Below are 22,790 nucleotides of genomic sequence, written 5' to 3'. Positions count from 1 at the left end.
CTGCCGGGTCTTTTCCCCACGCTCAACCGAATCACCATGAACCGAACCTCCCGCATCCTGATCGCCGCCGCCTCCCTGGCCCTGACGGCCGCTTACGTTTTGCCGGTCTGGAAGATCGACCTGGCGGCGCCGCAATACCCCGAAGGCCTGGGCCTCCAAATCTGGCTCAACCGCATTACCGGCGACGTGTCCACCATCAACGGGCTCAATCACTACATCGGCATGAAAAAAATCAGCGCCGACATGTTCCCCGAATTCACCTACCTTCCTTATGCTGCCGCTTTCCTGGTGGGGCTGGGACTGCTGACGGCGCTGGCCAACAGCCGCCGGCTGCTGTCCGCCTACCTGTGCCTGCTGGTGAGTGCCGGCCTCGCCGCTCTCTACGACTTTTACCGCTGGGGCTACGACTACGGCCACCACCTCGACCCAGCCGCTGCCATACAGGTGCCGGGCTTCTCGTACCAGCCGCCCGTGATCGGCCACAAGCAATTATTGAACTTCGACGCCTGGTCCTACCCTGCCGCCGCCGGCTGGATCGTCGTGGCCGCCTTCGGTGTGCTGCTCGGCGTCTGGATCAAGGAAACCCTCAAACAAAAGCATTCCGCCCGGCAGCTGCGCTGGCGGCAATCGGCCGCCCTACTGCCTTTCCTTTTATTCCTGCTGCCATCCTGTACCACCGGGCCCCAGCCCTTTGCCTACGGCAAGGACGGCTGCCATTTTTGCAAAATGACGATCATCACCCCCGGCTTCGGAGGGGAGCTCATTACCCGCAAGGGCAAAATTTACAAGTTCGACGACCTGCACTGCCTGCTCGCTTTTTTGAAAAAAGGCGAAATAAAAGCAGAAAACATTGACCGCACCCTTGTCGCGGATTTCAAAAACGACAACCGCTTCCTGGAAGCCGCTACCGCCGCCTATGTGCAGGGCGGGCAGCTGCACAGCCCCATGAACGCCAACACCGCCGCCCTGGCGGATGCCGCCACCGCCGCAACTGTCGCCCAAACCACCGGCGGAAAAAGAACCGATTGGAACACGCTCTATAACTCCTTCCGGCCATGATACTGAAAAAGCTCCTGCTGCTGGCCGCCCTCCTCGCCACCCTGCCGGCCCTCTCCCGCACCCTGACCGTAAGTCCCACAGGGCCTTTCTCCACCATCCGACAGGCAATCGGTGCAGCCGCCGACGGCGACACGGTGCGGATCCGCAAGGGCGTATACTACCTGAACAACGCCGTCATCACCAAATCCCTCACCCTCCTGGGCGAAGACTACCCCCTGCTGCACGGGGCGGACAAATACGAACTCCTCACCCTCAGCGGCCGCCACATCGTCATCAAAGGCCTCCACTTCGCCCACTCGGGCTACTCGAGCATGAACGACTACGCCGCCATCAAGGTGGTCGACGCCTCCGACATCACCATCGAAAACAACCGCATTACCGGCGCCTACTTCGGCATCCACGTAGCCAACAGCGACCACTTCACTATTCGCAACAACCGCCTCTCCGGCCTTACCCGCACCGAGCAGACCACCGGCAACGGCATCCACCTGTGGAAGTGCACCGACGCCCTGGTGCAGGGCAACACCGTCAGCGGCCACCGCGACGGCATCTACTTCGAATTCGTTTCCGCCTCGGTGGTACAGGACAACCGCAGCGAAGGCAACATCCGCTACGGCCTCCACTTCATGTTCTCCAACGACGACCGCTACGTGAACAACATTTTTGAAAACAACGGGGCCGGCGTAGCGGTGATGTACTCCAAAACAGTGACCATGGAACGCAACCGTTTTCGCAACAACTGGGGCGCTGCCGCCTACGGCCTGCTGCTGAAGGAGATCAGCGACAGCAAAATCGAAGGCAACCTCTTTTTCCGCAACACCGTAGGCCTTCACCTCGAAGGCACCAACCGCATCCAGGTGGAGCAAAACGTTTTCGATCGCAACGGCTGGGCCGCCCGGGTGCAGGCCTCCTGCAACGACAACAATTTTCGCAAAAACAATTTTTTGGGTAACACCTTCGACATCGCCACCAACGGCGACCTGGTGCTGAACCATTTTGAACACAACTACTGGGACAAATACGAAGGCTATGACCTGGACCGCAACGGCACCGGCGACGTGCCCTACCACCCCGTCAGCCTGTACGCGACGGTGATCGAGCAAAACCCCAACAGCCTGCTGCTGCTCCGCTCCTTCATGGTGTCGCTGCTGGACAAGGCCGAGAAAGCGCTTCCCTCCCTCACGCCCGAGGCGCTGAAAGATGAAAAGCCGCTGATGAGGGCGTGGAAGGATAGTTTACGAGTTTACAAGTTTACGGGTTTACGAGTTGCCGGCGCCCGTTTGGAACTCGTAAACCCGTAAACTCGTAAACTAAACATATTTAAAGCTATTACCATGATCGAAATAACGCACCTCTATAAACGATTCAAGCGACTGCCGGCATTGGAAGATGTAAGTGCCTCCTTTTCCCCGGGGCAGGTGGTGTCGCTGCTGGGGCCGAACGGGTCGGGAAAGACCACGCTGATCAAGTCTATTTTGGGCATGGTGCAGCCCGATGCGGGTACGATCCTTTTCAATAAGGCGCCCATCAGCCGGCAGGTGGCCTACCGCGACGCTATCGGCTACATGCCGCAGATCGGCCGCTACCCCGACAACATACAGATCGGTCAGGTAATCAACATGGTCAAGGATATCCGCAACCGGCAAGAGGAAAACCTGGACGAGGAGTTGTACCACCGCTACGGCATGGAGGGCCTGCTGCACAAAACCATGCGCAGCCTGTCGGGCGGCACCCGCCAGAAAGTGAGCGCCGTGCTGGCCTTTCTCTTCAACCCCGACGTGCTGATCCTGGACGAACCCACCGCCGGCCTCGACCCGCTGGCCAGCGAAATTTTGAAGGAGAAAATTCTGAAGGAAAAAGCCAAAGGAAAGTTGATCCTCCTTACCTCGCACGTGCTCAGCGACCTCGACGAACTGACCACCGACGTGTTGTACCTGCAGGACGGCCGTCTCCGCTTTTATGAGCCTATTGAACGGCTGAAAGCCGTGACCGGCGAGGCCCGCCTGGGCAAGGCCATCGCCCGGATCATGAAAGAAGGTTTTGAAATGAAGCCACCGGCCCGCGAACGTTCCTTAACGCCTAAAGACATTTCTTATGCTTAAGATCTCCCGATACGTATTGTCCGACATCCTGCGCAGCCGCATCATCCTGGCATATACCCTGTTCCTGGCGGTGGTATCCGTCAGCCTGTTCCAGATGGAGGACAGCGGCAGCAAGGCGTTGCTCAGCCTGTTGAATATCGTGCTGATCGTCGTGCCGCTGGTCAGCATGGTGTTCGCTACGATTCATTACTACAACTCCTACGAGTTTATCGAGCTGATGCTGTCGCAGCCCGTCAGCCGCACCCGAATTTTATTGAGTGAATACCTGGGAACGGCCGGCTCCCTGGCGGCTGCCTTTTTTGTGGGTGTAGGTATGCCCGTGCTGCTGTTCCAGCCCGATGCCACCGGCCTGTCGCTGCTGGCCACCGGGGTGCTGCTGACGTTCATTTTCAGTTCGCTGGCATTTTATGCCTCCGTCAAATCCCGCGACAAGGCCCGCGGCATTGGTGCCGCCCTGATGCTTTGGTTTTACTTCGCGCTTATTTATGATGGACTGGTGCTGCTGATCCTGTTTGCGTTCTCCGATTATCCTTTGGAAAAGCTCACGCTCTTCCTGTCCTCGCTGAACCCCGTGGACCTGGGCCGGATTTCCATCATGCTGAAAATGGACGTGAGTGCGCTTATGGGCTATACCGGCGCCTTATACAAAGATTTTTTCGGCAACGCTTTTGGCGTAGCGTATACAACTGCAGTCTTGTTACTGTGGATGGCCACCCCGCTCTGGCTGGCCGTAAGGGCATTTAAAAAGAAGGATTTATAGGTACACGGAATTTGTTTCCCTGCGCTCCTCAAAATCCAACCTCCAGCAATAACACAATAGCATCATTCGACAGGGCTTCCATGTCCACTTCACGGACATCCTGCAAAGCCAGGCTGTCGCAGGCTTCCAGCAGGCGGCACTGCACCTCGAAAGCGCCTTCCAATACGAATGCAAATACACCCCTGCCTTTTTCGCTCACCGGGTACAACCATTCTTCGCGGCCGGCAAACTTTCCGATAAAACCTTTTACCCGGCCATCCGGCGCGAAAAGCTCCTGCAACCGGTTGCGGTTGTTCTGAATATCAAAGGCATGCACCTCCGGCCCGGGGACCGCATCCTGCGGAAAACCTTTGATCCAGAAATGCAGGAAATTGATCAATTCACTTTCGTAGGGGTTCTGCACTTCGATGACGGTACCGGCCGGGACGGCGCATTTCAGCGTCTCGCCGGCTTCGGCAAAGGTAGTATGGCCATGGCTGTCGCTATACGTAAGGGCGCCAACGCAGGGAACGAATACCAGGGTGGAATCCTCTTCCACGTGCAGGGTCAGCTTGCGGCCGCCGGCCAAGGTGTCGTCGTTACATACATACAGCGGTCCGAACGGCCCCTTGTGCCGGTTCTGGTAGTTGCCGAAGCAGAAGGTCTGGTAACTACGAAACCACTCGCACTCGGTATGCCCACGTTCCTGGGCAAGGAAGATCTTTGCGTTGGATTGCGCTATCATGGTTCACGGGTTCATTTGTTTACCAATTCGCCGGTCCCGGGGACCAGCGAGTAAATACTCAGAAAAGGTTGCAGGGAAAACAGTTCCGTCAGGGTTTCGCCGTCCTCCTTCTTGTCGGGAATCGACACCAGCAACTGGTCGTTGATGGTGTCGTGCCAGACCAGCGGCTCGGAGTAAAAGTTGATGGCCACCTGGTGCTTGGACTTATCGCGGAGGTCGCTGTTGATGATCTCGAACCTGAAATTACGGAAAGGCAGGAACTGCCTTCCCAGCACGTTCAGCACGCCGGGCACCATCCCGTTCAACTGCCGCAGGTAGCCGGTCACCGCCGCACTGACCAAAAAATGCAGCTTGTCGGCCCCGGGCACCTGGCTTACCAGCTCACTGAAGGACGTGTACTTTTTCTCCTGGTTAAAATACTGCGCCTGCAACCGGAACTCAGTATATGTATCCTCGAACACATACTTTTCCCAGGCGGTTTTCGCCGCAGCGTCAATCACTTTGCGGTAACACAGGCGGATTATGGCTTTTTGCATAGTATAAATGATACGGATTTTAATAACGGACAATCAAACAGGCCAGCCCCAATACTCAAGGCTCTAATATCCCAATTAACTAATTTACCAATTCCCTATTCTCTCCTCAGGCCGCCACAAAAATGGTATGCGTCAGCACGTAGCCGGCGGATACGCTGCCGGTGAGGGTGGCCAGCTCGGTGGCAAGGGAATCGGAGAAAATGTTGTCGCGGGCATTGGACGTATCCTGGGTGCCCTTGGTATAATAGTTCGTGGCGGTGGTGTAGACCGTGTTGCAAACGTCGGTGGGAAAGGCGATCTGCGTGACCAGCAGGGACGTGCCGCTGGCATTGTAGACGTGCACGTGGATGTGCGGGGCCCTGCCGGAATACCAGCCGGGGAAGATGGAGGTAAAGGTCACCTGGCCGTTGGCATCGGTGGTTTGACGGCCCCGTAAAAAATGCACGCCGGTAAAATTCACCGACTGCATGCCCGTGCCGCCGTACTCGGAATAATAGCCGTCCTTGTCGCAGTGCCAGATGTCCACCAGGGCGCCTGCCAGCAGGGCGCATTCGTTTTTCGTATTGCGGATGTTGATCCTGATGGTAAACGGAACACCGGTGCGGTCGCTGCGGATATCGTTGGTCACCAGCGAGGAGGGCGACTTGGTCGGGAAGGGACCTTCGGTTTCGGTGGGCGAAACGGTGCAGGAGCCGGAGGTGGTGCCCGTAGTGGAATCGGTGGTTTCCGAATCCTTTTTGCAGGCGGAGGCCAGGGGGCCGAGAGCGGCGAGGCCCAGGGCTGCCAGGCCGTTGCGTAAAAAGAGTTTTCTTTCCATAGCGTTTTTCTTTTAGTGCGGGTATCGGAGGTTATGACGGATGCGTACTGTAAAGTTTAATCCTATTTCCCGCCTTTCGGGCTATGTCTCGACGAATGGAACCTTTCTGCCGGTAAATGGAAAACGGCCCCGGGAGGGGCCGTTTTCCATTTCTTTACTTTAACTGGCTTTTCATCCACTGCAGGGACTCGGCATTGGTTTCCTCGAACCGCCAGTGGCCGGTGATGGGCGTGATGAGGATGGTCTTGGGCGCCCGGATGCTGTTGACGGCGGCATAGACCGAGGTGGGCGGACAGGTGTGGTCGTTGTAGCCCCAGGAGTAAAAGCCGGGAACGGTGAGCTGGCGGGCAAAGTTCACTACGTCGTAATAACTGATGGTGCGCAGCTTGGCGGGCGTGTTGTTGATGGCGGCATAGCGGGGACCCAGCATATGGGGCCAGCCGCCGGCCCTTCCGTGCAGGTAGCCGGTGATATCGCAGAGGGCCGGATAAAAGGCGGCCAGGCAGGTGACCCGCTTGTCGAGGGCGGCCGCTACAATGGTCAGGGCGCCACCCTGGCTGCCACCGGTTACCGTCACGTTCCTGCCGTCCCACTCGGGCAGGCTGCACAAAAAGTCGATGGCCCGCACACAACCCAGGTATACGCCCTTGTAGTAGTAGTTGTCGCGGTCATCGAGCTTGTTCATCCAGTAGTCGCCAAAGGCATTGCTAATATTTTTATAGGTGTCGGCGTCCAGCAGTGGCGAAATGCCGTGGATCTCGGTGGTGAAGGAAATGTAGCCCGCATCGGCATAGGTGGTAAAGGGGGCGGAGGGCTTGATGCCGGCGCCCGGAGGGGAGAACAGCACGGGGTATTTGCCTTCTTTTTTGGGCTTGCTCAGGAAACCGTACAGGCGCTGGCCGGGCTTGTAGTTTTGCAGGTTCACCAGGTACACGTCCACCGTGGGGGTGGAATATTGCGGCAGCAAGGTGAGGCGCGCATCCATGGGCACTTTGGCCGCCTCGGCCTTCGCGCTGTCCCAGAATTGGGTAAAGTCGCCCGGAAGGGACACGGTGGGCGTGATCTTTTCGGGCGAAAAAGCCAGCTTTACCTCGTCGCTGTAGGTCTTTCCCTTAACAGTGGTTTTCACCTGCAGCTGGCGGAAGCCGGGCTGGCGGCTCGTGCCCAGGCTGATGGTACCGGTGCCTTTTGGCAACACCAGCGTTCCCTTCTTTTCCGCCGGCAGCAGCTCCGGCCCCAGTTCGTAAGCCACCACGGCACTGTCCAGGGGTACGCCGTATTGCAGCACGGTCACCTGCACCGAAGCCGTTTCACCGACGGCATACTTCCAGTCTTTTTTACCGGGGGTCAGCACAAAATCAACCAGTTTAATAGGGGCCGGGGTCACCTGGGCGGCAACACTTCCGGCAACGCAAAAGGCAAGCACGAGGGAAAGAAGAACGCTTTTCATCCGGGGTAATTAAAGTTTTGGCAAATAAAGCGCAAAGGAGGAGGAAATGTAAAATGTAGAATATAAAATCTAGAATGTAAAATAAGGAAAATGCCCAACTGCCCTTCCGCAAAGGAGCAGCCGCATTATTAAAGAAGGCCGTAAAACCTGCTGATATCCTTATTTTACATTTTAGATTTTATATTCTACATTTTACATTTCTTATGCGCCCCACCCGCTTTGTTTGCTTCGCCCTGCTGGCGCTGCTTGCCGGCCTGTTTACGCCTTTCTGCCCGGAGGCCCAGCCCACCTCCTCCCCTATTGACTTTTCCTACGCCGGCTATGGCGGGGGCGGCGTCCGGCTGCCCGTGGTGCCGGCCGTGTTGTCGGTGAGTCCCACGGGGGGCGACGATACGCGGCTGCTTCAGGCAGCCCTCAACGAGCTGGCCCGCCAGCCCCTGGGGGCTGACGGCTTCCGGGGTGCCCTGCAACTGTCGGCTGGCGTGTTCCGCATTTCCGGCAGCCTGCGCCTGGACGTCAGCGGCCTGGTGCTGCGGGGCAGTCCCGACAGCACAACCGTTATGGTAGCCACCGGCAACAGCCGCCGTGCACTGATTGAAGCCGGTGCGGCCGATACCCTCCGGCTGGGCGCCCCCGAACCCGTTACCGACCCGTTGGTGCCTGCCGGCAGCCGCGTGCTTTCGGTGGGCAACAGCCGGGGCTTTCGCGCCGGCGAGCGCATTGCCATTACCCGCCCCTCCACCAAAGAATGGATCGAAAGTATCGGGATGCAGGCCCTGTGGCCGGCAGGCACCCGCAACCTGGTGTGGCACCGCACCATCGAGGCCGTGGACCGGGACAAGGGCCTGTTGCGGCTCGACGCCCCGCTGACCACCGCCCTGGCCTACGCCTTTGGCAGCGGCACCGTGGCCCAGGTGGAAGGGGGCGGACCGGTACGCAACATCGGCATCGAGCACCTGCAGCTGCGCAGCGAATACAATCCGGCCAACCCGAAGGACGAGGAACATGCCTGGTTCGGCATCCTGCTCGACCGGGTCGAGGACGCCTGGGTGGATAACGTAACGGCCCGCCACTTTGCGGGCTCGGCGGTACGGGTGGGCCCGGCCGGCCGGCGCATTACCGTGGAAGGCTGCCGCAACGAACAGCCGGTTTCGGAAACCGGGGGCTTCCGCCGCCTGAGCTTCTGGATCGAAGGCCAGCAGGTGCTGGTGCAGCACTGCTCCGCCGATGGCGGCCTCAATGACTTCGCCGCCGGGCTGCTGGCCGCCGGTCCCAACGTGTTCCGCCACTGCACCGCCACCAACGCCCTGGCCGCCAGCGGCGCCTTCGAAAGCTGGGCTTCCGGCATCTTGTACGAAGACGTACGCATCGGGGGCGCCGCCCTGCGCCTGGCCTACGATTCCGGGCGGGTACAGGGCGGCGGCTGGACGGCCGCCAACGCGGTGGTCCGCAATTGTACGGCATCGGTTATCGTGGCCAAAGGACACCAAACGGCCCCGGTGCTGGTACAAAACGAGCCGGGATCCCTTTATGAATTCCAACTGAGAAGACGGCTGGGCGAGACCGGGTGGGCCTTATACACCGCCGTGCCGTCCCCCGGGCAATCGCCGGCGGCAACGGCCGCCCTCCCCTCCTTTACCTTAACGAATATCCCCGAGCAGGCACCCCTGCCCCCGGCGCAAAAGCACCCCTTCCGTATCGTGAACGGCCGCTTCGTGGTGGCCGGCAAAACGCTCTGGGGCGGAGCGGTAAACGATGCCTGGTGGCTGGGCTTTGCCGCCCCGTCCCAGGCGCCCGATGGAGGCAGGAGCATTACCCGCTTTATCCCCGGCCGGGTGGGCACGGGCCTGACCGAGGACCTGCCGCAACTGGCCCGCAGGGCCACAGCCCAGGGCACGCCCTTTTACCAGAGCGGTCCCTTCGGGCTGTGGTACGACCGCCGCCGCGACGAGCACTCCACGAAGCAGCGAATGGACGCTAACGTATGGGCGCCTTTTCTGGAACAGCCCTGGGCCCGCAGCGGGCAGGGCACGGCCTGGGACGGCCTGAGCCGCTACGACCTCACGAAATTCAACCCCTGGTACTTCAGCCGCCTGCGCCAGTTTGCATCCCTGGCCGACGCCGAAGGACTGGTGCTGTACCACCACGCCTACAACAACCACAACCTGGTGGAAGTAGGTCCCCACTGGGTGGACTTTCCCTGGCGCCCCGCCAACAACATCAATGCTACGGGCCTGCCCGAACCGCCGCCCTTCGACAGCAGTCACCGCATCCACGTGGCCAACGAGTTTTATGATATTCGCCAGCCGGCCCTGCGCGAGCTGCACCGCTCCTACATCCTGCACCTGCTCGACAGCATCGGCCGTAGCGACAACCTGGTGCTGTGCACCGGCTTCCAGTTTTTCGGTCCCCTGGCCTTCCAGCGGTTCTTCCAGCAAACGGTAGCCGAATGGGAGCAGCGGCAGGGACAGCAGGTGCGCATCGTGCTGGGCACCAGCAAGGACATCACCGACTCCACCCTGGCCGACCCCGCCCTGGCGCGCCAGGTGGCCGTCATCGACATGCGGTACTGGCAGTACCTGCCCGACGGCACCCTCTGGGCGCCCGCCGGCGGCAAGAACCTTGCCTTTCGGGAATACGTAACCGAAAAGTTCGGCCGCTCCGTGGACTTCCCCAACGCCACCACGCCGCAGCAGGCCTACCGCCAGGTACGCGAATACCGTGACAGATACCCCGACAAGGCGGTAGTGGCCTGGCACAACGAGGTGGGGCCGGTTCCCGCCCTGATGGCCGGCGCGGCACAGGTGCTGCGGCTGAACCCGGCTGCCGGCCACCGCCAGGGGCGCATCGTCGATGCCCAGGCCCTGGACACCTTTATCCGCCAGCACCTGGAAGAGCGCCTGATGCACCTGCTGCCCCGCGACGGTCAGCTGGCCGATGCCGCGAACAACTGGATGCTGGCCGACGGGGAAAGAAGCACCGTATTGATCTACTCACTTACGGGAACGGATATCCGCTTTTTGAAAAAACTGCCGAAGAAAGCGTTTACCGGCACCTGGTTCGACCCGCGCAGCGGCAAGACCATGCCTGCCACCCTGCCCCGTAAGCTGAAAAAGAAATCCCCTGTGCGCAAGCCGACAGGGGACAGTTGGTTGTTGTTATTGAAAGGGTGAGGCCTCACCCCAGCTTATAGGGCGGCACCTGGGGCGGCACGGGATCGGGGAGCTTGGGACTGTCGATTCGGACGGCTCCCTCCAGGCCTTTACCGGTAACGTTGTGCATACGCAGGAGCGGCCCGTTGTACCCGGCGACATCGATCCCGCGCAGGCGGGCGTTTTTGATGTTGGCCAGGGAAATGCCCTGTTTGCAGGTGCCGCTGACATTTACCAGGGAAAAGCCGTCCAGCGGCTTGTCGGGATGGATAGCCGTACCTTCCACCAGCACCGGCACGTCCTTTACCCGGATGTTGGAGAAATGAAAATTCTTTATGGTGGGAATGCCTTCGTGTCCCGGCACGGGCACCTGGTCCTGCAGGCCGCTACCCAGGATATTGAAGCGCAGGAAGCCGCCCTCCATGCCCGACACCTCGATGTCGTCCACCACGATGTCCTCGATAAAAGCGCCGCGTCCGGGACGGCTTTTGATGTAGACGGCATGCGTCTTGGCATAGGTGAACTTGCATTTTTCGATGCGCACGTTGCGGATGCCGCCGGATGTTTCGCTGCCGATGCCGATACAGGCAAAGATGGAGTCGGCAAAGGTGCAGTTGGAAATATGCACGTCCTCGGTAGTGCGTAACAGCGTGTACGCTTCCATGCCGCGGCCCGACTTCAGCGAAATGCAGTCGTCGCCGGTGGCAATGTCGCAGTTGTCGATGCGCACGTGTTTGCAGGAATCGACGTCGATGCCGTCGCCGTTGCCACCGGTGCTGCGGATGGTCAGGTTCTTAATGAACACGTTGGTGCAGTAGGTGGGATGGATGGACCACATCAGGCGGTAGTCGGTAGCGAAATCCTCGAAGCGCACGTTGCTGCACCCTATAGGCTCGATCAGGGCGGGGTGGCGCAGCGGGTTCTGGGCATTGGGACGGCCGCCGAGGGCATGGTTGCCCATGATCCGACCGGGTCCCACGATGCCGATGTTGTCGGCGTCCACGGCGTAGATGAGGGCGGTATAACCCTGGATCCACTTGCCTTCCCAGCGCACCTGCATGATGGGGTAGTCGGAAAAATCCGGCGTGCCGGTGAGGACGGCGTCCTTTTCGAGGCGCAGGGTGGTATTGGAACGCAGGGCGATGGCGCCGGTCAGGTAGTTGCCGGCGGGCACCCGCACCTCGCCGCCGCCCAGCACCCAGCAGCGGTCCAGGGCCTGCTGGATAGCTGCGGTATCTTTCGTGGTACCGTTGCCGGTAGCACCGAAGTCACGGATATTGAGGATGAGGCCGGTTGTGGCGGAAGCCGCCGGCTGACCGGCACCAGGGACATTGTTGCCGGATGTTTTCCGGGAGGCGCTGCAGCCCACCAGCGAAGCGGCCGCCGGGGCTACCAGCAGGCATTGGCCGGCCTTCTTCAAAAAGCTGCGACGCGAATTGCGTTTTTCCATGTGGCAAATTTGTTGGGTAGTGGTTGGGGAGCACCGGGGCAGCAATTGTCCCTTTCCCCGGGAACAAGATAAGCAATGTGGGCAAACGGCGAAAACCATTGAAACCCGGGAACAAGGGGGTATAAAAAAGATAGACCCCTGTAGAAACAGGGGTCGCAACCAAAACTAACTGCTTATGAGAACTGCGAAATTAGGAGGATTTGTTATTAAATGGGAAATTTTTGAACAATTTATTACAGACGGGTGCATTATTTAACTACCCGGCAACTCCTTCTTCAGAATTTTATAAGAATTTCACTTCAGAATTTCTTAAGAATCAAACAATAATCCTCAAGGATTGGCTTCCGCATACTGGCTTTCCCGTTTGGTTTCCCACACCAGGGCGCTGGCGCCCAGGATAGCGGCATCGGCCTCTTTCAGCTCGCTGAACAGGAGCTGGACCTTTTTGCGAAAAATGGGCAGCAGGTTTTTTTCCAGGTGTTCGCGCACCGGGTTCATGATCAGGTCGCCGGCCTTGGTGACCCCTCCGAAGAGGATAATGGCCTCGGGCGAGGAAAACATCACGAAGTTGGCCAGCGCTTCGCCCAGCACCTGGCCGGTAAAGCGGTATACCTCCTGGGCCGCCCCATCGCCTTTGCGGGCGCAGTCGTACACCACCTTGGAATCAATGGCTTCGGCAGCGAACTGGTGCAGCAGGCTGTTGTCGCCTTCCCGCTCCCGCATTTCCCGGCCGGTCAGGGCAATGCCGGTGGCGGAAGCATAGGCCTCCAGCGAGCCCACCAGGCCGCTGGACCAGTGGGGCCGCCCGCCGGGACGGATGATGGTATGGCCCAGCTCGCCGGCAAAGCCGTCGTGGCCCAGCACCAGGCGCCCGCCCACGACAATGCCGCTGCCCACGCCGGTGCCCAGGGTGATGACGATAAAGTCGTTCATGCCCCGGGCCGCTCCGTACATCATTTCCCCTACCGCGGCGGCATTGGCGTCATTGGTCAGGGAACAGGGCAGGCCGAAGCGTTCGCGGACCAGAGCGGCCAGGGGCACCACGCCTTTCCAGGGCAGGTTGGGCGCCAGCTCGATGCAGCCGTTGTAATAGTTGGCGTTCGGGGCGCCGATGCCTACGCCCTTAATGGCATCTATGCCTAATTCGTTTATAGCTGGCAGTAAGGCGGCATGCAGGGCGTACACAAATGCTTCCGCCGTTGAGAAGGTGGCCGTGGAAAGGCTTCCCTGGTGGGTGATGCCGCCGCGGTGATCCACCAGGCCGAACTTGGTATTAGTACCGCCGATGTCTATGCCGATGGCGTACTGTTGGGAGTTATTCGTCATTCCTTTTGAGTTTTAAATCGGGTGCTGAAGATAATGGGCATCGGGCAAATTGCGCACCGGGAGGGCGGGTTGCTGTGGCGGTGGGCGTCCCGGCCACTGTTTAAACGATTAAACAATGGTACGGTCTTTGAACCAGGGGTTATAGGTGTTCGCCCCATATGGATCGAGATGCAATATTGTTCACCTTTAAACGGAAATCTTATGTATGTACCATATGCCGGGAAACTCCCCCTGAATTTTTTCAGTCCCCTGAAGGGCCTGCAGACCCGCTGGAAAGCCACGCAACGGCTGCAGCGGATCAAAAAATACCGGAAACGTAAGGCGGTCCATCCTGCCCCGTCCTCACCGGAACGGTTTTATGTTACCGCCTTCCTGGATATTTAACTTTTTCATTTGTGCTTTTGCCCGGTTATTCGAAGGAATAACCGGGCTTTTTTTTCCATCAGGTTAGCTTTCCCGCTCGCCTAAGTCCGTGGCGGTTAAGCAGCCCCAACGGGGCGTAATATCTCAGCCCAGGGCGTAGCCCTGGAGTACCAAATAGGATTATAGCGCGTAGCCCTGTAAGGGCGCAAGACCATCCACGGAACGCCCCCAAAAATAACACGCCTGTTACTCCCAGACATACCGTTCATCGTATTCCATTTGATACTTTTTTAGAAAAGCCCGGTATTCTTCCTGGAATGTTTTTACCCGGTGATGTTCTTTTTGATGTTCAATATACTCAACGACCACATCTACTTCTGTTGGATTGACGGAGAAGGCTCCATACCCGTTTTGCCAATAAAACTGGCGTAGCGTCTCGCCTTTCGTCTTTATCCATTTGGAGGAGTGGCTTTTGACTTCCTCCAACAGAGTAACCAGGGCTATCTTTTTGGACAGGAGGCAAAGTAGGTGCACATGATCGATATAGCCTCCAATTTTTATCGGCTTACAATCCAGGCTATTACAAATACCCCCGAGGTATTGATACAGTTCCGGTTGCAACTGCTCACTGATAAACGGCTGGCGGTTTTTGGTACTGAATATCAGGTGGATGTAGTTTTTAACAAGCGACTGTGACATATTAAAAGTATTTATATGTATATTTCCAGACACCGTATTATGTCCTTTCAGGGCTTCCTCTGAATACTCCCCTGAAGCCTGCCGCCAGGACACATCTAACAGACTGAAATAAACTGGATTTTAAGCCTGAAAGGCCGCCATATCCCAGCACAGGGCGCAGCCCTGGGACAAGGAAGTTTCCACTAAGGGAAGCTCTGCAGGGGCGCAATACCTTCATAGGACTGCGGCAGTTCTTAGGCCGAACCACATATTGCGCCCTTTCAGGGCTTAGCGGAAGTTTACCCCGGAGACACAGGGCTGCGCCCTGTGCTGGGATATTGCGGCCCGTTGGGCCTTAACAGCCTTTTACCGAAATAGCTGCTTCTCCTTTAAGAATCTATCCTGCCTTCCACGAAATTCCCTCATCGTCCGCTGGCCCGGATCTCATTTTTTAACGACCCGTTAAATTCATGTGCCTGCAACAGGTCTTCGAGTGCCAGGTGCAGGCGGTAGCGCCAGTAATGTTTCGGGTTGGCCGGTACGTTGATGCGTTCGTCGTGGGGGTTTTCGCGCCGCAGGGCGCCATCGGTGCCGAACAGGTCCTGCAACTGGAAAATGCTCCACATGGCGGGGCAATGGAGGTGCTGCTGCACCACCGCCCGGTTGATCCAGGGCTCGCAGAAAAAGGGCGCCTCGCCCTCCTGCCCCAGCTCGCGGTGAAAGAACGCCTGTGTCACCGCCCGGTCCTCTTCCCACCAGCCCCGGACGGTGCTCATGTCGTGGGTGGAAGGCGTCACCACCGACAGGTAGGGCGCATCGGCGGGGTGAAAGAACGTACGCCGCACGTCCTTGGGCATGCGCTGGATCTCCAGGCTCAGGATGCCCAGTTCCTGCATCACCTCGGGCACGCAATGCGGCACCATGCCCAGGTCCTCCCCGCAAACAAGCATGTTGGTGGCGCCCTTCAGGGCTGGCAGCTTTTTGAGGGCTTCGTGCTTCCAGAAATGATCCTGGCGGCGGAAAAAATAATTTACGTACAGGTTTTTCAGCTTTTGCTGCGTATCGTGGTGCAGGTCGCGGAAGGAGGAAGTCGCCTGCATATCGATGCGGAAATGGAACTCCTGCCCGTTCGATCCTTCCACTTCCAAAAGAAGCACGTTCGATACCAGGTCGAACAGGCCGGTTTGGAGCGTTTCATTTTCGGGGGTCTGCTCCCTGCCGGCGAAGTGCTCCTGCACCTGCCGCTGCGTGGAAAAGGCCTCCTTGAGGCGGTACCAGCCGGGCGACAATTCGTCGAGGAATTCGGCCCGCACCTGCGCGGCGGCCTGCCCGAAGGTGTCATGGAGCACGCCATCGGTAATGAAGGGGCGGGTGTAGCGGTCGTAGTCGAACCAGATGCCCCGCTGGTCAAACTCCACGCGGTGCACGGGGATGCAGGGAACGAAGTGGCCCAGGATACCCTCCACGGCGTGCAGGGGTACCGACCAGATGCGGAAGAAGCCCAGGATGTGGTCGATGCGGAAGGCATCGAAATAGTTGCTCATCTGCCCGAAGCGGCGGCGCCACCACTCGAAGTGGTCGTCTTCCATGCGGTGCCAGTTGTAGGTAGGAAAGCCCCAGTTCTGGCCTTTGACCGCGAAGGCGTCGGGCGGGGCGCCGGCCTGCATGTCCATGTTGTACAATCCGGGACTCACCCAGGCATCGCAGCTGTGGCGGTAGATGCCGATAGGGATATCGCCCTTGATGATGACGCCCTGCCGGTGGGCGTATTCGGTAGCCTCCTTCAGCTGCAGGTGCAGGTGGTATTGAATAAAATAGTGTAAAAAGATCGCGTCGTAGTGTTCCGAACCGGGCGCCCCCAGGCGCTCTATGGCTTCCTGCTGATACACGCCCTGGCCGTTCCATTGGCTGAAGTCGGCCGTGCCGTAGTGGTCGCGGAGGCAGCAGAAGGCGGCATAGGGCACCAGCCAGTGGCGGTTGGCTTCAAAGAAAGCGGCAAAGCCCTCCTCTTGCCGGCAGTGGTCTTTTTGGGCGGCGCACAGCGCTTTCAGCGCTTCCCATTTGCAACGCATGACGCCTTCGTAGTCCACTTCGGGCAGGCGGTTCAGCCGCTCCTGCTCGCCCCGGTATTTTTCCAGCAGGGGGGCATCCTGCTCGCCGGCCACCCGCTGCAAATGGATATAAAGCGGGTGCAGGGCAAAGGCGGAAATGGCGGCATAGGGATAAGAATCCATCCAGGTATGGGTTGCCGTGGTATCGTTCACGGGCAGGATCTGGATCAGCCTTATGCCCACTTGCCTTGCCCAGTCGGCCAGCAGTTTTATATCCTCGAATTCGCCTACGCCAAAACTGCCCGCGGTGCGCAGGCTGAACACGGGCACGGCCACACCGGTTCCGCGCCAGGTGTTGGCCGGGAAGCGGGCAAAGCTGTCGTGCACCACCAGGATGGTTTCGCGGGAGGCCCCGCCCTCCAGCCGGCGGTTTTCGTAGCCTTCGAAGCGCAGGTGTTCCTGCTCCTCCCCATTGGAAATGCCGTACTTGTATTGGAGCGGGAAGTCCGCGGCAGACAAATCTGCTTTCACGGTCCACCAGCTGCCTTCCCTGGCCATGGGCAGGGCCTTGGCGGCCTGCCAGCGGCCCAGGGCGTCGCCGTCTCCCGACAGGCAGAGCACTTCGCCCGGCTGCAGCAGCGGCGCTTTTACTTTAAAAATGTGGGTGTAGGAGCCCTCCTGCCTGCCCGGTACGCCGGTGCCTCCGCCGGACAGCAGCACCTGCTGGAAAGGGGCGGTATAGAAAACGTTTTCCACGGCGTTGGCATCGTTCCAGGTATCGAGGAGGCGCAGCTCCCCTCCTTTGCGTTCCGTAAGCTCGATCTCCCGTTCGCGTTCGCCGTCGGGGATAAGATCTCCTTCAGCATCTACAAGGGTATAGCCATACCTTATTCGCACGGTGGCGCCAGGAACATCTACAGAAACCTGCCAGAACGTTTCATTCAGGTATTCCATAGGAAGCACCTGTTCGCTTTGCGCTCCACCCGGACCCTGCACCGTCAAACGCACCTGCAGGCTTTGCCCGGGCTGCGTATGGTATCGTACGTAAAAACTGATCTTCATTCGCTGTTTATTATAAGTTCACCTGTTCGTTCTTCTCTATAAATAGTTCGATTATCCCTTATCGTAAGGCACTTCCCAATTCCCAATTAACCAATTAACCAATACCCTCACAACGGCTCCTCCACCAGTTCAAACTTCTCCGGCACATGCCGGTCGCGGACGAAGACCACGGAAACGGCGGCAAGGAGCATAAAAACGCCGGCCAGCACAATGGCATAAATGGCTTCGCCGCCGTACAGCTTTTTGACGATCAGGCCGCCGAACAGGCCGTTCACGATCTGCGGGAAGGTGATGAAGAAATTAAAGATGCCCATGTACACGCCCATCTTCTTGGGCGGCAGGGCGCCGGATAAAATGGCGTAGGGCATGGCCAGGATGCTGCCCCAGGCCAGGCCGATGCCGATCATCGAAAACACCAGGGCGTTGGGGTTGGTGACAAAGAAGATCGACAGCAGTCCGAGCCCGCCGCAGACCAGCGAGAAGGCGTGGGCCGCCTTGCGGCTGGTGGCCGCCGCAATGGAGGGCAGGATGAGGGCATAGATGGCCGATACCCCGTTGTAGATGCCGAACAGGATGCCCACCCAGTTGCCGGCATCGGCATACAGCTCGGAGGAGGTATCGCCGGGGGCCACTTTGTAAATATGCTGGGCCACCGCCGGCGTGGTGAACACCCACATGGAAAAGAGGGCGAACCACGAAAAGAACTGCACGATGCCCAGCTGCTTCATGGTTTTGGGCATGCGGGCAAAGTCTTCGAGGATGGCCGACAGCCCGCTCTTTTCGGACTCCAGCACTTCGGGAGGATAGAACTTTTCGTATTCGCGGGGCGAATATTCTTTGGTAGTGAATATCGTCCAGAGGATGGTGGCCAGCAGCACCGCCGCACCCACGTAGAAGGAGAAGATCACGTTGGGCGGCACCTGGCCGGCAGGCGCCGTTTTGGAAAAGCCGAAGTACTCGGCCAGGATATAGGGCAGCCAGGAGCCGGCCACCGCGCCGATGCCGATCAGGAAGGTCTGGACCGAGAAGCCCAGGCTCCGCTGCTCGTCGGGCAGGATGTCGCCGACCAGGGCCCGGAAGGGTTCCATGGCCACGTTGATGGAGGCGTCCATGATCATCAGCATGCCGGCACCCACCATAATGGGCGGCAGCATGCTGGCCAGCATTTCGGAATTGGGCATGAGCACCAGCGCCAGGGCCGTCAGCAGGGCGCCCGCCAGGAAATACGGCTTGCGGCGTCCCAGCCGCGTCCAGGTGCGGTCGCTGTAATGGCCGATGATGGGCTGCACGATCATGCCGGTGACGGGGGCCGCCAGCCAGAACAGCGAAAGGTGCTCCACGTCGGCGCCGAAGGTTTGCAGGATGCGGGAAGCATTGCTGTTTTGCAGGGCAAAGCCGAACTGGATCCCGAGAAAACCAAAGCTCATATTCCAGATCTGCGCCAGGGTGAGGCGCGGCTTTTTCAGCGCAATCGTCAGGGTTTCTGTATGCATACGTTCCGTTGAATTTTAAAAGCTGATGATGCAGGCGCCCGCCGGCGGCACGTGAACGGGTATCCCGGTATCGATATTTAGGGTTTTCGATTTTCTTCCGCCCAGGAGGTCGCGTGCCGGCAGCGGCCTTTTATGCGACAGGCCCAGCTCCTGCTTCAGGGCCTGGGGCAGGAGGATTTTCGTATCCAGTGCCTGGCTGCGGTGGAAGTTAACCACCACCAGCACCCTATGCTTTGCGGTGTAGCGGAGGTAGGCATACTGGCGGTTGTTGCACCCCGTTCCGTTCAATTCGTAAAATTTTCCGGTACGCAGAGCGGGCTGTGTTGCTGCGGCCCGCAGCAGGGTGGCATAAACGTTCCGCAGCTTCTTCTGGTCGGGGGACAGCCCGCCACCGTCGAACCGGCCGCCGTTCATCCACTTCTGGTGTTCGGGCACGCCCCAGTAATCGAAGATGGTGGTGCGGTTGTCGTCGCCGCCGAAGCCTTCTTTTCCCCCGGCGGGCTCGCCCACCTCCTGGCCGGAATAAAGCATCACGGGACCGCTGCCCAGCGTGGCGGAAACCACCAGGGCCGGGACGGCCAGCCAGGGATCTTTGGCAAAGCCGTCCGAGGCGATGCGCTCTTCGTCGTGGTTTTCCAGAAAACGCAGCATGCGGCTGGAAAAGCCCCGGCTTTCTTCCTTCCAGACACGGGTAATGTCGGCCACATCGGCCGCGGGCTCGTCGCGGATCAGGCGCTTCAGGCCGTCGTACAGGCCCACCTTGTCGTAGAGGAAATCGAACTGCCCCCGGGTGAGGTAGTTGGGGTATTCTTTGGAATTGTAGGCTTCGCCGATAAAAATAATGTGGGGCGTCGCTTTTTTTACCTGCGGGATCACCCAGCTCCAGAATTCCACGGGCACCATCTCCGCCATGTCGCAGCGGAAGCCGTCGACTTTTTTGCCGGCCCAGAACAGCAGGATGTCGCGCATCTTTTGCCAGACCGGGGGCACGGGTAAAAAGTGGGGGATGCGGCTGTTCGCATAGTCCACACCGTAATTGAGCTTGATGGTTTCGTACCAGTCGTCGATGGACGGCCGGGCGGCAAACACGTCGTTGCCGGTGGCTTTTGCAGGGGTTTCCCGGAACCGCCCGTCCTTTAAAGGCGAGGAAAACGCTTCCCCGCCGGCCTGCACGCCTTCGGGCACCGCAAAGGGCTGGGAAGGAAGGTAATAAAAGTCGTTCTTCGGATCGAAGGCTTTGGTGGTATCGTCGTCCACGCCAAAGCCCCGGACACCGGCCGGCGCTGCATCGGACCGGTAAGTGCGGGCCACGTGGTTGGGGATAAAGTCCATAAGCACCTTCAGCCCGTGGGCATGGGTACGGGCGATGAGGGCTTCGTACTCGTCCATGCGGCGGCGCACATCCACGGCCAGGTCGGGGTCTACGTCGTAATAGTCCTTGATGGCATAGGGTGAGCCGGCCCGTCCCTTCACCACGTCGGGATCGTCGGGTGCAATGCCGTAGGCCGAATAGTCGGTCATGGTGGCGTGCTCGATGACACCCGTATACCAGACATGGGAGACGCCCATTTTCTTCAGCTCGTCCAGCGCCTTCCCGGTAATGTCGTTGAACTTGCCGGTGCCGTTCGCTTCTTTGGAGCCGTAGAATTTGTTGGCGGTGTTTTTATTGCCGAACAGCCGCACCAGCAACTGGTAAATCACCAGCTTGTTGTCCACCACGGTTTCGCCGGTAGTGCGGGCCGTATCTGCCGGTTGCGCAACGGCGCTCAGCGTGCCGGCCAGCAGGAACAGGCAAATCGTGGTAAGGGAGATGGCGGGTATTCGGGACATGCGCAAACGGTTGATTTTTGGGATGATTACTGCGGTTATTGGGTCAGCTCCAGCACCAGGGCGGTCTTTGCCGGCAGCTTCAACTGGGCAAGGTTGCCGATTACCTCCTTGGTGATCACATTACGGGCGCCCGTAAAACCGGCCATCCGCTCGCTGAAGCGGGCCGTATCCAGGAGCATTTCCTTTTCGCCGGTGTTGGTGGCGACCATAACGGTTTTGGCGGCATCGTAGCGGAAGTACACATAAACACCTTCCTGCGGCACGTACTGCATCAGTTTTCCGGAATGCAGGGCCGGCGTTTGCTTACGGTATTGGGCCAGCGCTTTTACATAGCTGAAGGCGGAGTCCTGACTTTTGCTGCGGCCGGCAGCGGTAAAGGCATTGTGCCGGTCGCCGGGGAAACCGCCGGGAAAGTCGCGGCGCACCTCGGCATCCGAAGGTTCTTTGAAGTTCTTCATCAGGATCTCCGTGCCGTAATACCAGGAGGGAATGCCCCGGGTGGTCAGCAGCCAGGTAACGCCCATGCGGTATTTGTCGCGGTCCTCGCCGATCACCGAGAAGAACCGGTTCATGTCGTGGTTGTCGAGGAAGGTCACCATCTTTTCGGGCTGGGCATAAACCACGTCCTGCGCCAGCGTATTGGCCAGCCGGCTGACGCCCTCGTCCCAGCCGAACTTTTGGTTCAGGGCATCGTAGATGGCGCTGCAGACCGGAAAGTCGAGCGAACCCGGCAGGTTGCTTTTGAAGGGATAGTCCACCTTGCTTTTCACGAAATAAGAAAGCAGCAGCGGGTTGTTCACCCAGGTTTCGCCGAACAGGTGGATGTTGGGGTATTCTTCCAGCAGGGCCGCGTTGCAGCGGTTCATGAAGCCGGTGTCGTTGTATTTGTAGGTGTCGATGCGCCAGGCGTCGAGGTGGAAGGTTTCGGTGGACCAGAGGGCGTGCTGGATGAGGTAATTGGCCAGGAAGGGGTTGCGCTGGTTGAGGTCGGGCAGGAAGGGCGTGAACCAGCCGTCGAGCAGCAGCTTGCGATCGGCTTCGGCGCCATAGGGATCCACCAGGGCATGCTCCTTGTGCGAGCTGCCGGTATAGGCGGGCCATTGGTTCAGCCAGTCTTTTGAAGGCAGGTCCTTGTTCAGCCAGTGGTCGTCGCTGATATGGTTGTACACGGCATCCTGCACCAGCTTCATGCCGCGGCGGTGCAGCTCGTTGGCCAGGGCCAGATAGCCTTCGTTGCCGCCGAAGCGGGCATCGACGGTATAATGGTCGGTAAAATGATAACCGTGGTAGCCGGCCTGCTGGCGGCCGGGGCCTTCATTTTTGAGCTTTTCGTCGTTGTCGATCACGGGGGTCAGCCAGAGGGCGGTGACGCCCAGCTCCTGCAGGTAGTCGAGGTGGTCGATGATGCCCTTGAAGTCGCCGCCGTGGCGCAGGTAAGGACTGGTACGGCTGGCGGAGGTGTCGGCCATGGTTTTGAACTTATCGTTGGTGGCATCGCCGGAGGCAAAGCGGTCGGGCATGAGCAGGTAGATGAAGTCGGCCGAACTGACGCCCCTGCCTTTGGGCTCCGCCGTGCGGGCCTTCAATTCGTAGGAGCGGGTAATGGTTTTCCTGCCGTCTTTGCCCACCACCTGCAGCGTGCCGGGCCGGGTAGATCCATCGATAACCAGGTCGAGGAAGGCGTAGTTGGGATTTTCTACTGTTTGGGTCTTCACCAGGGTCACGCCGGGATAGTTGACGGAATACGCCAGGCGGCCGGCGGAGGGCCCGTACACCAGCAGCTGCAGGTTCGGGTTTTTCATGCCCACCCACCAGTTGGTGGGGTGGATGCGCCGGATGGCAGGCGCCCCTTTCTGCGCCTGGGAGGCATTTACAGAAATAAAGAAAAGAAGAAGAAAAGCGAATAGTTTATTCATGAAAACCAGAGTAAGAGTGAT

Annotated in this window: 17 protein-coding genes; 6 read left to right on the top strand and 11 right to left on the bottom strand. The window is 59.0% G+C overall.

The features are described from left to right. Positions 1–36: 36 nt before the first annotated feature. From V9K67_RS07160 to V9K67_RS07145, 4 genes are read left to right on the top strand one after another with little or no spacing between them, the layout of a single operon-like run. Positions 37–1,059: a nitrous oxide reductase accessory protein NosL gene (locus V9K67_RS07160; protein WP_336721113.1), complete on the top strand. Its 1,023-nt coding sequence runs from the start codon at positions 37–39 to the stop codon at positions 1,057–1,059. After that, complete coding sequence (locus tag V9K67_RS07155) at positions 1,056–2,360, top strand: nitrous oxide reductase family maturation protein NosD (protein ID WP_336721112.1); 1,305 nt, start codon at positions 1,056–1,058, stop codon at positions 2,358–2,360. The genes V9K67_RS07160 and V9K67_RS07155 overlap by 4 nt, the downstream gene beginning before the upstream one ends. Before the next feature lie 33 nt (positions 2,361–2,393). Further along, the gene (locus tag V9K67_RS07150; RefSeq protein WP_336721111.1) at positions 2,394–3,161 is read left to right on the top strand and encodes an ABC transporter ATP-binding protein; all 768 of its coding nucleotides are present in this window, start codon (positions 2,394–2,396) and stop codon (positions 3,159–3,161) included. Beyond that, positions 3,154–3,921: an ABC transporter permease gene (locus tag V9K67_RS07145; RefSeq protein WP_336721110.1), complete on the top strand. Its 768-nt coding sequence runs from the start codon at positions 3,154–3,156 to the stop codon at positions 3,919–3,921. The genes V9K67_RS07150 and V9K67_RS07145 overlap by 8 nt, the downstream gene beginning before the upstream one ends. Positions 3,922–3,949: 28 nt before the next feature. On the opposite strand, the gene V9K67_RS07140 is transcribed toward V9K67_RS07145, so the two are convergent. The 4 genes from V9K67_RS07140 to V9K67_RS07125 form a co-directional block, all read right to left on the bottom strand. Next, positions 3,950–4,645 carry a pirin family protein gene (locus V9K67_RS07140; RefSeq protein ID WP_336721109.1) on the bottom strand — a complete coding sequence of 232 codons (696 nt, stop codon included), beginning with the start codon at positions 4,643–4,645 and terminating at the stop codon, positions 3,950–3,952. A gap of 11 nt (positions 4,646–4,656) precedes the next feature. Beyond that, complete coding sequence (locus tag V9K67_RS07135; protein WP_336721108.1) at positions 4,657–5,181, bottom strand: hypothetical protein; 525 nt, start codon at positions 5,179–5,181, stop codon at positions 4,657–4,659. Between the two features lie 106 nt (positions 5,182–5,287). Continuing rightward, a complete protein-coding gene (locus V9K67_RS07130; RefSeq protein ID WP_336721106.1) occupies positions 5,288–5,998 on the bottom strand; it encodes a dioxygenase family protein in 711 nt (236 codons plus the stop codon). A 154-nt stretch (positions 5,999–6,152) separates the two neighbouring features. After that, complete coding sequence (locus V9K67_RS07125; RefSeq protein ID WP_336721104.1) at positions 6,153–7,448, bottom strand: acetylxylan esterase; 1,296 nt, start codon at positions 7,446–7,448, stop codon at positions 6,153–6,155. Positions 7,449–7,651: 203 nt separating this feature from the next. On the opposite strand from V9K67_RS07125, the gene V9K67_RS07120 reads away from it, so the two are divergent. Continuing rightward, positions 7,652–10,621 carry a DUF6298 domain-containing protein gene (locus tag V9K67_RS07120; RefSeq protein WP_336721103.1) on the top strand — a complete coding sequence of 990 codons (2,970 nt, stop codon included), beginning with the start codon at positions 7,652–7,654 and terminating at the stop codon, positions 10,619–10,621. Positions 10,622–10,625: 4 nt separating this feature from the next. Here the strand turns inward: V9K67_RS07120 and V9K67_RS07115 are convergent, their stop codons facing one another. Then, on the bottom strand, positions 10,626–12,050 hold the full coding sequence (locus V9K67_RS07115; RefSeq protein WP_336721101.1) for a glycoside hydrolase family 28 protein: 1,425 nt from the start codon (positions 12,048–12,050) through the stop codon (positions 10,626–10,628). A 330-nt stretch (positions 12,051–12,380) separates the two neighbouring features. Continuing rightward, positions 12,381–13,376, bottom strand: a complete 996-nt coding sequence (locus tag V9K67_RS07110) for an ROK family protein (RefSeq protein WP_336721100.1) — start codon at positions 13,374–13,376, stop codon at positions 12,381–12,383. Between the two features lie 201 nt (positions 13,377–13,577). On the opposite strand from V9K67_RS07110, the gene V9K67_RS07105 reads away from it, so the two are divergent. Next, positions 13,578–13,760: a hypothetical protein gene (locus tag V9K67_RS07105; protein ID WP_336721098.1), complete on the top strand. Its 183-nt coding sequence runs from the start codon at positions 13,578–13,580 to the stop codon at positions 13,758–13,760. A gap of 225 nt (positions 13,761–13,985) precedes the next feature. Here V9K67_RS07105 and tnpA read toward each other — a convergent pair whose 3' ends face one another. From tnpA to V9K67_RS07080, 5 genes are all read right to left on the bottom strand, one after another. Further along, positions 13,986–14,438 carry an IS200/IS605 family transposase gene (tnpA, locus tag V9K67_RS07100; RefSeq protein WP_336721096.1) on the bottom strand — a complete coding sequence of 151 codons (453 nt, stop codon included), beginning with the start codon at positions 14,436–14,438 and terminating at the stop codon, positions 13,986–13,988. A gap of 401 nt (positions 14,439–14,839) precedes the next feature. Further along, complete coding sequence (locus V9K67_RS07095) at positions 14,840–17,530, bottom strand: 4-alpha-glucanotransferase (RefSeq protein ID WP_336721094.1); 2,691 nt, start codon at positions 17,528–17,530, stop codon at positions 14,840–14,842. Between the two features lie 107 nt (positions 17,531–17,637). Next, the gene (locus V9K67_RS07090; protein ID WP_336721092.1) at positions 17,638–19,023 is read right to left on the bottom strand and encodes an MFS transporter; all 1,386 of its coding nucleotides are present in this window, start codon (positions 19,021–19,023) and stop codon (positions 17,638–17,640) included. Between the two features lie 15 nt (positions 19,024–19,038). After that, positions 19,039–20,853: an alpha-amylase family glycosyl hydrolase gene (locus V9K67_RS07085; protein ID WP_336721090.1), complete on the bottom strand. Its 1,815-nt coding sequence runs from the start codon at positions 20,851–20,853 to the stop codon at positions 19,039–19,041. Positions 20,854–20,888: 35 nt separating this feature from the next. Continuing rightward, positions 20,889–22,769 (bottom strand): glycoside hydrolase family 13 protein, encoded by a 1,881-nt coding sequence (locus V9K67_RS07080; RefSeq protein WP_336721088.1) that lies wholly within the window; start codon positions 22,767–22,769, stop codon positions 20,889–20,891. Positions 22,770–22,790: the final 21 nt, after the last annotated feature.

Source organism: Huijunlia imazamoxiresistens (assembly GCF_037132455.1).
Taxonomy (GTDB): domain Bacteria; phylum Bacteroidota; class Bacteroidia; order Chitinophagales; family Chitinophagaceae; genus Flavisolibacter; species Flavisolibacter imazamoxiresistens.
This window is presented reverse-complemented; position numbering and strand designations above follow the sequence as displayed.

Coding starts and splice junctions, on each gene's coding strand:
- V9K67_RS07160 (WP_336721113.1), top strand. CDS start 37: ATGAACCGAACCTCCCGCATCCTGATCGCCGCCGCCTCCCTGGCCCTG.
- V9K67_RS07155 (WP_336721112.1), top strand. CDS start 1,056: ATGATACTGAAAAAGCTCCTGCTGCTGGCCGCCCTCCTCGCCACCCTG.
- V9K67_RS07150 (WP_336721111.1), top strand. CDS start 2,394: ATGATCGAAATAACGCACCTCTATAAACGATTCAAGCGACTGCCGGCA.
- V9K67_RS07145 (WP_336721110.1), top strand. CDS start 3,154: ATGCTTAAGATCTCCCGATACGTATTGTCCGACATCCTGCGCAGCCGC.
- V9K67_RS07140 (WP_336721109.1), bottom strand. CDS start 4,645: ATGATAGCGCAATCCAACGCAAAGATCTTCCTTGCCCAGGAACGTGGG.
- V9K67_RS07135 (WP_336721108.1), bottom strand. CDS start 5,181: ATGCAAAAAGCCATAATCCGCCTGTGTTACCGCAAAGTGATTGACGCT.
- V9K67_RS07130 (WP_336721106.1), bottom strand. CDS start 5,998: ATGGAAAGAAAACTCTTTTTACGCAACGGCCTGGCAGCCCTGGGCCTC.
- V9K67_RS07125 (WP_336721104.1), bottom strand. CDS start 7,448: ATGAAAAGCGTTCTTCTTTCCCTCGTGCTTGCCTTTTGCGTTGCCGGA.
- V9K67_RS07120 (WP_336721103.1), top strand. CDS start 7,652: ATGCGCCCCACCCGCTTTGTTTGCTTCGCCCTGCTGGCGCTGCTTGCC.
- V9K67_RS07115 (WP_336721101.1), bottom strand. CDS start 12,050: ATGGAAAAACGCAATTCGCGTCGCAGCTTTTTGAAGAAGGCCGGCCAA.
- V9K67_RS07110 (WP_336721100.1), bottom strand. CDS start 13,376: ATGACGAATAACTCCCAACAGTACGCCATCGGCATAGACATCGGCGGT.
- V9K67_RS07105 (WP_336721098.1), top strand. CDS start 13,578: ATGTATGTACCATATGCCGGGAAACTCCCCCTGAATTTTTTCAGTCCC.
- tnpA (WP_336721096.1), bottom strand. CDS start 14,438: ATGTCACAGTCGCTTGTTAAAAACTACATCCACCTGATATTCAGTACC.
- V9K67_RS07095 (WP_336721094.1), bottom strand. CDS start 17,530: ATGAAGATCAGTTTTTACGTACGATACCATACGCAGCCCGGGCAAAGC.
- V9K67_RS07090 (WP_336721092.1), bottom strand. CDS start 19,023: ATGCATACAGAAACCCTGACGATTGCGCTGAAAAAGCCGCGCCTCACC.
- V9K67_RS07085 (WP_336721090.1), bottom strand. CDS start 20,853: ATGTCCCGAATACCCGCCATCTCCCTTACCACGATTTGCCTGTTCCTG.
- V9K67_RS07080 (WP_336721088.1), bottom strand. CDS start 22,769: ATGAATAAACTATTCGCTTTTCTTCTTCTTTTCTTTATTTCTGTAAAT.